Origin of the sequence: Blastomonas sp. CCH1-A6, from assembly GCF_001556365.1 — a bacterium.
In the GTDB taxonomy this organism is placed as follows: Bacteria; Pseudomonadota; Alphaproteobacteria; order Sphingomonadales; family Sphingomonadaceae; genus Blastomonas; species Blastomonas ursincola.
Window position 1 is genome coordinate 1 of sequence record NZ_LSIS01000101.1, and the last position, 8107, is coordinate 8107.

An 8107-nucleotide genomic window follows, 5' to 3' on the forward strand; every position below is an offset into this window, starting at 1 on the left:
CTTCTGGCCGCAGCACCGGTCGCGGCCCAGCCCGTGCCGGGCGCGGACGGTTTCATCACCCTCGGCACGATGGGCGGCCCGGTGCCTTCGCCGGACCGGTCGCAGCCCGCCAACGCGCTGGTGCATCAGGGCAAGGTCTATCTGGTCGATGCGGGCGACGGCACGGTGCAGCAGCTCGCGCGTGCCGGCATCCTGTTGCCCAGGGTGCGCGCGGTGTTTCTCAGCCATCTGCATGCCGATCACACCGGCGGGCTTTCCGCCGTGCTCGCACTGCGCAACCAGACCAACCAGCGCGATCCCATCACCGTTTATGGTCCTCCGGGCACGCGCGAACTTGTCGCCGGCATGGTCGCCTCGATGCAGCCCGCCGCGCGCGTCGGCTATGGCATTCCCGGCCAGCCCTGGGCACCGCCTGCTGACACGGTGCGGGTGATCGAGCTGAGCGATGGCGAGCGGATGGCGGTCGACGGATTCTCGGTCACCGCCGCGCAGAATTCGCATTACGATTTCGCGCCGGGAAGCCTTGAGGACCGCAACTACAAATCGTTCAGTTTCCGCTTCGATCTGGGATCGCGCTCGATCGTCTATACCGGCGATACCGGGCCCAGCGCGGCGGTGGAGAGGCTGGCCAAAGGCGCGGACCTGCTGGTCAGCGAGATGATCGACATGGGCGGCACCATGGCCAATGTCGCGCGCAATTCGCCCGACATGCCGCCGCAGGCGAAGCAGCAGCTCGAACAGCACCTGTCCACGCACCATCTGACGCCTGATGCAGTGGGCCAGCTGGCATCGCGGGCAGGGGTGAAGGCGCTGGTGATCACGCATTTTGCCGCAGGCACGCCCGATCCGGAGCGGACCAAGGGCTATATTGCCGAGATCAGAAAGCGCTTCACCGGTCCGGTAACGCTCGCCAACGATCTCGACCGCTTCTGACCCGGCCTCAGTCGGCCCAGTAGAGCCGCATCGGATTGGCGACGAGCAGCTTGTGCTGCAGCTCTGCCGTGGGCGCGATTTCGGGGATGGTGTCGACCAGATGCCCGTCATCGGGCAGCACCTTTTCCATGTTCGGGTGCGGCCAGTCGGTGCCCCAGAGCACGCGGTCGGGATAGGCCTCGACCAGTGGGCGTACCGAACGGACGAAATCGGCATAAGGCGGGCCAGCGGCATCGAGCCGGTCGGCGCAGGTGACCTTGGTCCAGATGTCGTCGCGGGTGTCGAGCAGGCGGCGGAACGCGGTCATGTCCGCGCCGTCCGGCCCCTGGGTGACATCGGGACGGCCCATATGGTCGATCACGATCGGCACCGGGATCGCGGCGAGAAAGGGCTGCAATTCCTCGAGAATGTCCGCCTCGAAATAGACCACGACATGCCATCCGAGCCGCTCGATCCGCCGTGCGACATCGAGGAACTTGTCCTTCGGCGCATCGTCGACCAGCCGCTTGAGGAAGTTGAACCGCACCCCGCGAATCCCGCCTGCGTGGAGCGCATCGAGCTCCGCGTCCGAGATCGCCGGATCGACCACCGAGACCCCGCGCGCGCGCCCGTTCGACCGGGCGATGCCGTTCAGCGTCGCGCTGTTGTCCGTCCCGTGGCAGCTCGCCTGGACGATGACGTTGCGCTCAAAGCCCAGATGATCGCGCAACGCGAATAATGCGTCGGGTCCGGCGTCCTGCGGCAGATACTTCGCCTTGGGGCTGAACGGGAACGCCGCCTGCGGGCCGAAGACATGGCAATGCGCATCGACCGCGCCCGGCGGCGGGGTGAAGCGCGGCTTGCTCGGCGCGAGGGTCCAGCTACGGATCCGGCCATCGACGTCGGTGGTGCTCATGCGAAAACCTCTCCATCCATCAGCTTGCGCGCGGTGCGCAGCATGCCCGCCTCTACCGGCTGGCCGTTCTCGTCGACGGTGACGATGCATTCGGTGACGCCGGTCGGGTGCTCGACGCCCAGCGTCTTGGTCAGTCCATCGGGGACTGCAGCCACCTTGGCCGCGGGCGATCCCTCGATCAGGCAGGCGGTCGCGACGCTGACCGCGCCGAGCACGCCGATCGAGGCATGGACGCGGTGCGGGATCAGCGAGCGTACCGCGATCGCACCGCCTTCGCGCGGGGCAGCGACGAGCATCATCTTGGGCACCGATTTGGCCGATACATCGCCCAGGTTCATCAGCGGCCCGGCCTTGAGGCGGATCGCTTCGACTTTCGCCTTCATTTCCGTATCGGCATCGAGCGTGTCGCGGTCCTCATAGCCGGTGATGCCCATATCCTCGGCGGCGATGACGACGCAGGGCATGCCGTTGTCGATCATCGTCACCGCGACGCCATCGATCTCGTCGACGCGGTTTCCGGTGGGCAGCAGCGCGCCGCAGGACGAGCCAGCGGTATCGCGAAAGGCGAGCGGAATGGGCGCGGCGGTGCCGGGCACGCCGCTGATCACGGCATCGCCGTCATAGCGCACCGTGCCGCCGGGGGTGGCGACGCTGGCGACGGCGACCTGGCCGGTATTCTCCATGAAGATAGCGACGCGGGTGACATCGCCGCTCGGCTCGACCAGCCCGCGCTCGATCGTGAAGGGGCCGACACCGGCCAGGATATTGCCACAATTCTGCGCATCGGTGACGATCGCCTGGTCGACGAACACCTGCAGGAACAGGTAATCGACATCGACGCCGGGGCGATCGGACTTGCTCACCACCGCGACCTTGCTGGTCAGCGGGTCCGCGCCGCCCATGCCGTCGATCTGGCGCGGGTCGGGCGATCCCATGACGCGCAGCAGGAACGCGTCGCGCTCCGCGGTGTCGGCGGGCAGGTCGTCCTTGAGGAAATAGCCCCCCTTGGACGTGCCACCGCGCATCCACATGCAGCGGGCCTTCGCGATGGCAGGGGCGGCGTCAGACATATTTCAGCCCCATCTCGGCCAGCCTGGGGCGCATGTTGTAGATGTCGAGCCCCAGCTCGCCCGCCGCCAGCCGCTGGCGCTTGGCCTCTTCGGCGGCCTCGCGCGCCTGCGCCTTTTCCAGCACCGCCGCGGCATCGGCGCGCTTGACCACGCACACGCCGTCGTCATCGGCGACGATCACATCGCCCGGCTCAACGCCTGCGCCCGCGCAGACGATCGGCACGTTGACGCTGCCCAGCGTGTTCTTGACCGTGCCTTGCGCGAACACCGCCTTGGACCAGACCGGAAAGCCCATCTGCGTCAAGTCGCGCACGTCGCGCACGCCGGCATCGATCACCAGCCCCCGGCAACCGCGCGCCATCGCGCTGGTCGCCAGCAGGTCGCCGAAATAGCCATCGACGCACGGGCTGGTCGGCGCCAGCACAAGGATGTCACCAGCCTGCAACTGCTCGATCGCGACATGGATCATCCAGTTGTCTCCGGGAGGGGCGGAGATGGTGACGGCATTGCCCGCGATCCGTGCGCCCGCATAAATGGGCCGCATATGGTGCGCCAGCAGGCCGATCCGGCCCTGCGCCTCGTGCACGGTGGCGACGCCTGCGCTCCCAAGCCCATCCACCACCGCAAGATCGGTGCGTTCGATATTCTGGACGACAATTCCCATGGCGATGCTCCTTGTGCTGCTGCCGTGGCCCCGCGCACCGGTCTCATGCCAATCCAGATTGTGGACGGGTAATAAGTTTTTGCTATGTGTTGCATCCATGATCCAGCCTTTCGATCTCAATCTGCGCCATCTGCGCGCGCTGGTCAGCGTCGTTGCGCTGCGCAGCCTCAACCGCGCGGCCGAGGCGGCGGGGCTGTCACAACCGGCGCTGACCCAGGGCATGGCAAAGCTCGAGCGCCAGCTGGGCGTGCTGCTGTTCGACCGCCATTCGGGCGGGGTCGAACCGACCCTGGCGGGCGAGGCGCTGTCCGAACGCGTCGAGCGGGCGTTCGTGCATCTGGCCGCTGCGGTCCGGCGGCAGGGCAGGGCGGGCACGCGCGGCTTTTCGCGCCCCGAGCAGCTGATGACCGCCACCCAGCTTCAGGCGTTCCTGCATTTTGCCGATGCGCAGGGCTTTGCCGGCGCCGCGCTGGCGAGCGGGCTTTCGCAACCCGGCATCCATCGTGCGGTGCGCGAGCTCGAACAGATCAGCGGGCAGGTGCTCACCGAGCGGCGCGGGCGCGGCATGGCGCTGACCCCGGCAGGCCGGGCGATGGCGCGCGGCGTTCGCCTCGCCTCGGGCGAGCTTGCCGCGGGAATCGCTGAAGCGCTGGGCGAGGCGCATCCGGCCACCCGCATCGCCATCGGCGCGATGCCGCTCAGCCGCGCGCTCGTCGTGCCGCGCGCGATCGCGCGCTTTCTGGACGATTGTCCTGGCACGGTGGTCGACGTGATCGAGGGCTCGTGGCGCGAGCTGATCGATCCGCTGCTCGATGGCGTCATCGATGTGACCATCGGCGCGCTCCGCGACACGCCCCCGTCCGATGTCGAACAGGTGCCGCTGTTCACCGATCGGCTCGCAGTGTTCGCGCGCAAGGGCCATCCGCTCGCCGGGCGGCGGGTCGAGCTCGCCGAACTGCAGGCGCAGTCCTGGGTGGTCGGGCCGCAGGGGACCCCCTTGCGCGCGCACTGGCAGGCGCTGTTCGCGGGCGACCCGCCGCCGGTGCCGGTCGAATGCGGGTCGGTGATGGTGATCCGCGGCCTGATCATGCAAAGCGACCTGCTAACGCTGCTGTCGCCCGACCAGATCTCGGTCGAGCTCGAGGCCGAGATGCTGGTGCGGATCGATGTCGATCTGCCCGGCAGCGTGCGCACGATCGGACTGACGACGCGGCGCGGCTGGCGACCGACCCAGGCCCAGCAGCGGCTGATCGACCTGATCCACCTGGCGTCGCACGAAACCAGACTTCACGAAAACCAATAAGCGGCGGCGCAATTGGATTGGTGGCGGGGGCGTGCCATCGCCTAGGCCGCTGGCATGACGTTCAGTGCGACCTTTATCGGCTTTGGCGAAGCGGGCAGGGCCTTTGCCTGGCCCGGCGCGCGCGCCTTCGATCGCAAGACCGACAGCCTGTCGGATCATGCCGCCATGCTCGCCGCCTATGCCGAAGCAGGGGTGCATGGCGAGGAGGATGTCGCCATAGCGCTCGCGGAGGCAGAGGTCGTGCTCTGCCTGGTTACGGCAGATCAGGCGGTTGTAGCCGCGCGCGATTATGCGCCGATGCTGCGATCCGGCGCGCTGTGGCTCGACATGAACAGCATCGCCCCCGCCAGCAAGGCCGAGGCGGCGACGACGATCGAGGCCGCGGGCGCTCGCTATGCCGATGTCGCGGTGATGGCTCCCGTGCTGCCCCAGCGCCGCAACGTGCCGCTGCTGGTCTCCGGCCCGCATGCCGCCGACGCTGCCGAGGCGCTGCGCGCGCTGGGCTTTGCGCAAGTGTCGATCGCCGGGGACGCGGTCGGTCAGGCGAGCGCGATCAAGATGATCCGCTCGGTGATGGTCAAGGGGCTCGAGGCGCTCTCCGCCGAATGTGCGCTCGCAGCAGCCCAGGCGGGCGTGCTCGATGCCGTCACCGCCTCGCTCGATGCCAGCTGGAAGCCTCAAAGCTGGGCCGAGCGGTTCGATTACAATCTCGACCGGATGATGGCGCACGGGCTGCGCCGCGCCGCCGAGATGGAAGAGGTTGCCGCGACGCTGGCGGACCTCGGCGTCGATCCCGTCATGACGCGCGGCACGATCCAGCGCCAGCGCGACATGGGCACGCAGCGCATCGCGCCGCCCGATGGCCTGCAGGCCAAGCTTGCCGCCCTCGACATTCCTCAGCTCAAGAGAAGCGCATGACCCTGATCATCGACTGCCACGGCCATTACACGGTCCTGCCCAAGGCGCATGACGCCTGGCGCGAGGAGCAGAAGGCCGCATTCAAGGCGGGGACGGTCTGTCCGCCCTATCCCGAGATTTCCGACGACGAGATCCGCGAGACGATCGAGGCGAACCAGCTGCGCCTGATCAGGGAACGCGGCGCGGACCTGACGATCTTCTCGCCGCGCGCCTCGGCCATGGCTCCGCATGTCGGCGACGAGGCGGTGGCGCGCGAATGGGCGCGGCGCTGCAACGACCTGATCGCGCGGGTGGTCGGCCTGTTCCCCGAAACCTTTGTCGGCGTGTGCATGCTGCCGCAGAGCCCCAAGGCGGACATGACCGGGTCGATCGAGGAGCTCGAACGCTGCGTCACCGAGCTCGGGTTCATCGGCTGCAACCTCAATCCCGATCCCGGCGGCGGCCATTTCCAGCATCCGCCGCTGACCGACCGCTACTGGTACCCGTTCTACGAGAAGATGGTCGAGCTCGACGTTCCGGCGATGATCCATGTCTCGGGCAGCTGCAACCCTGCGATGCACGCCACCGGCGGCTATTACATTGCGGCGGACACCATCGCGTTCATGCAGCTGCTGGAGGGCGACCTGTTCGCCGATTTCCCGACCCTGCGCTTCATCATCCCGCATGGCGGCGGCGCGGTGCCCTATCACTGGGGGCGCTATCGGGGGCTGGCCGACATGCTCAAGAAGCCCGCGCTCGACACGCATCTGATGAACAATATCTTCTTCGATACCTGCGTCTACCACCAGCCGGGCATCGATCTGCTCGCCGATGTGATCGACAACAAGAACATCCTGTTCGGCAGCGAGATGGTCGGCGCGGTGCGCGGCATCGACCCCACCACGGGCCATTATTTCGACGATACCAAGCGCTATGTCGACGCGCTGGAGATCAGCGATGCCGAGCGGCACATGATCTTCGAGGGCAATGCCCGCCGCGTCTTCCCCCGGCTCGATGCCCTGCTGAAGGAGCGCGGACTGTGACCCATACCGACATCCACGCCTATCTCGCCGAGTTCGAGGACATTCCCGGCACCCGCGTGTTCACGGCCAAGCGCGCGCGGCAGGGCTATCACCTCAACCAGTTCGCGATGAGCCTGATGAAGCCCGAGAACCGCGAGCGCTTCAAGGCCGACGAGCGCGCCTATCTGGACGAGTGGGCGATCAGCGAGGAGGCCAAGCTCGCGGTGCTGGCGCGCGATTACAATGCGCTGCTCGACATGGGCGGGAACATCTATTTCCTGTCCAAGCTGTTTTCCACCGACGGTATCGCCTTTGCCGAGGCGGTCAGCACCATGACCAACATGAGCTGGCCCGAATATCGCCAGATGATGCTCGACGGCGGCCGCTCACCCGAAGGCGTTCGTTCGATCAGGGAGGGACGATAGATGGCCCGGATAACCGCAGGTGTGGGCAGCAGCCATGTGCCGCTGCTCGGCGTGGCGCACGACCAGGGCAAGGAGCGCGACGATTATTTCGGCCCGATCTTCGCCGGGTACGACTGGACCCGCGAATGGGAGAAGCAGGAAAAGCCTGATGTTGTGATCCTGGTCTATAACGACCATGCATCCGCCTTCGACATGAAGTTCATCCCGACCTTCGCGATCGGCTGCGGCGAGCGCTATGCGCCGGCGGACGAAGGCTGGGGTCCGCGCAAGGTGCCCGATGTCATCGGCCATCCCGATCTCGCCTGGCATATTGCACAGAGCCTGATCCTCGACGAATTCGACATGACGATCATCAACGAGATGGATGTCGACCACGGCCTGACCGTGCCGTTGAGCATGATGTTCGGCAAATGCGAGGCCTGGCCGACCACGGTCATCCCGCTCGCGGTCAATGTCGTCACCTATCCGCCGCCATCGGGCAAGCGCTGCTGGGCACTGGGCGAGGCGATCGCGCGCGCGGTCGAAAGCTTTCCGCAAGACCTCAACGTGCAGATCTGGGGCACCGGCGGGATGAGCCACCAGCTTCAGGGTGCGCGCGCGGGCCTGATCAATCCCGAATGGGACAACCGCTTTCTCGACCTGCTGGAGGCGAACGATGATGCCGTCCGCCATATCCCGCATATCGAATATCTGCGCGAAACCGGATCGGAGGGCATCGAGATGGTGATGTGGCTGATCATGCGCGGTGCGCTGGGCCAGCGCGTGAAGACGCTGCACCGCCATTATCACGTGCCCTGCAGCAACACCGCCATCGGCCATATCGTACTTGTGCCAAGTTAGTTCATAGCCCTCTCCCCTTCAGGGGAGAGGGCTATGAACTAACTTGGCACAAGTACGA

Annotated in this window: 9 protein-coding genes; 6 read left to right on the forward strand and 3 right to left on the reverse strand. The window is 66.7% G+C overall.

Annotated elements, in window-relative coordinates:
- A partial coding sequence (locus AX735_RS26640; RefSeq protein ID WP_156447416.1) for an MBL fold metallo-hydrolase occupies window positions 1-933 on the forward strand: 933 nt, incomplete at its 5' end.
- Between the two features lie 7 nt (window positions 934-940).
- Here AX735_RS26640 and AX735_RS26645 read toward each other — a convergent pair.
- Genes AX735_RS26645 through ligK form a run of 3 tightly spaced genes read right to left on the reverse strand, consistent with a single transcriptional unit; the run spans window position 941 to window position 3562 of the window.
- The gene (locus AX735_RS26645; protein ID WP_066276291.1) at window positions 941-1828 is read right to left on the reverse strand and encodes an amidohydrolase family protein; all 888 of its coding nucleotides are present in this window, start codon (window positions 1826-1828) and stop codon (window positions 941-943) included.
- A complete protein-coding gene (locus tag AX735_RS26650) occupies window positions 1825-2898 on the reverse strand; it encodes a 4-oxalomesaconate tautomerase (RefSeq protein WP_066276296.1) in 1074 nt (357 codons plus the stop codon). The genes AX735_RS26645 and AX735_RS26650 overlap by 4 nt, the downstream gene beginning before the upstream one ends.
- Window positions 2891-3562 (reverse strand): 4-carboxy-4-hydroxy-2-oxoadipate aldolase/oxaloacetate decarboxylase, encoded by a 672-nt coding sequence (gene ligK, locus AX735_RS26655; protein WP_066276298.1) that lies wholly within the window; start codon window positions 3560-3562, stop codon window positions 2891-2893. The genes AX735_RS26650 and ligK overlap by 8 nt, the downstream gene beginning before the upstream one ends.
- A gap of 97 nt (window positions 3563-3659) precedes the next feature.
- On the opposite strand from ligK, the gene AX735_RS26660 reads away from it, so the two are divergent.
- From AX735_RS26660 to AX735_RS26680, 5 genes are read left to right on the forward strand one after another with little or no spacing between them, the layout of a single operon-like run.
- Window positions 3660-4865, forward strand: coding sequence for a LysR family transcriptional regulator (locus AX735_RS26660; RefSeq protein WP_066276300.1), 1206 nt, complete (start codon window positions 3660-3662; stop codon window positions 4863-4865).
- A 54-nt stretch (window positions 4866-4919) separates the two neighbouring features.
- Window positions 4920-5783 (forward strand): DUF1932 domain-containing protein, encoded by an 864-nt coding sequence (locus AX735_RS26665; RefSeq protein ID WP_066276304.1) that lies wholly within the window; start codon window positions 4920-4922, stop codon window positions 5781-5783.
- Complete coding sequence (locus AX735_RS26670) at window positions 5780-6805, forward strand: amidohydrolase family protein (protein WP_066276318.1); 1026 nt, start codon at window positions 5780-5782, stop codon at window positions 6803-6805. Before AX735_RS26665 ends, AX735_RS26670 begins: the two co-directional genes overlap by 4 nt.
- The gene (ligA, locus tag AX735_RS26675; protein ID WP_066276321.1) at window positions 6802-7209 is read left to right on the forward strand and encodes a protocatechuate 4,5-dioxygenase subunit alpha; all 408 of its coding nucleotides are present in this window, start codon (window positions 6802-6804) and stop codon (window positions 7207-7209) included. The genes AX735_RS26670 and ligA overlap by 4 nt, the downstream gene beginning before the upstream one ends.
- Window positions 7210-8049, forward strand: coding sequence for a class III extradiol dioxygenase subunit beta (locus AX735_RS26680; RefSeq protein WP_066276326.1), 840 nt, complete (start codon window positions 7210-7212; stop codon window positions 8047-8049).
- The last annotated feature ends 58 nt before the right edge of the window (window positions 8050-8107 follow it).

Bases quoted from the DNA above. Each gene is read 5' to 3' on its own strand.
- AX735_RS26645 (WP_066276291.1), bottom strand. From the start codon at position 1,828: ATGAGCACCACCGACGTCGATGGCCGGATCCGTAGCTGGACCCTCGCG.
- AX735_RS26650 (WP_066276296.1), bottom strand. From the start codon at position 2,898: ATGTCTGACGCCGCCCCTGCCATCGCGAAGGCCCGCTGCATGTGGATG.
- ligK (WP_066276298.1), bottom strand. From the start codon at position 3,562: ATGGGAATTGTCGTCCAGAATATCGAACGCACCGATCTTGCGGTGGTG.
- AX735_RS26660 (WP_066276300.1), top strand. From the start codon at position 3,660: ATGATCCAGCCTTTCGATCTCAATCTGCGCCATCTGCGCGCGCTGGTC.
- AX735_RS26665 (WP_066276304.1), top strand. From the start codon at position 4,920: ATGACGTTCAGTGCGACCTTTATCGGCTTTGGCGAAGCGGGCAGGGCC.
- AX735_RS26670 (WP_066276318.1), top strand. From the start codon at position 5,780: ATGACCCTGATCATCGACTGCCACGGCCATTACACGGTCCTGCCCAAG.
- AX735_RS26680 (WP_066276326.1), top strand. From the start codon at position 7,210: ATGGCCCGGATAACCGCAGGTGTGGGCAGCAGCCATGTGCCGCTGCTC.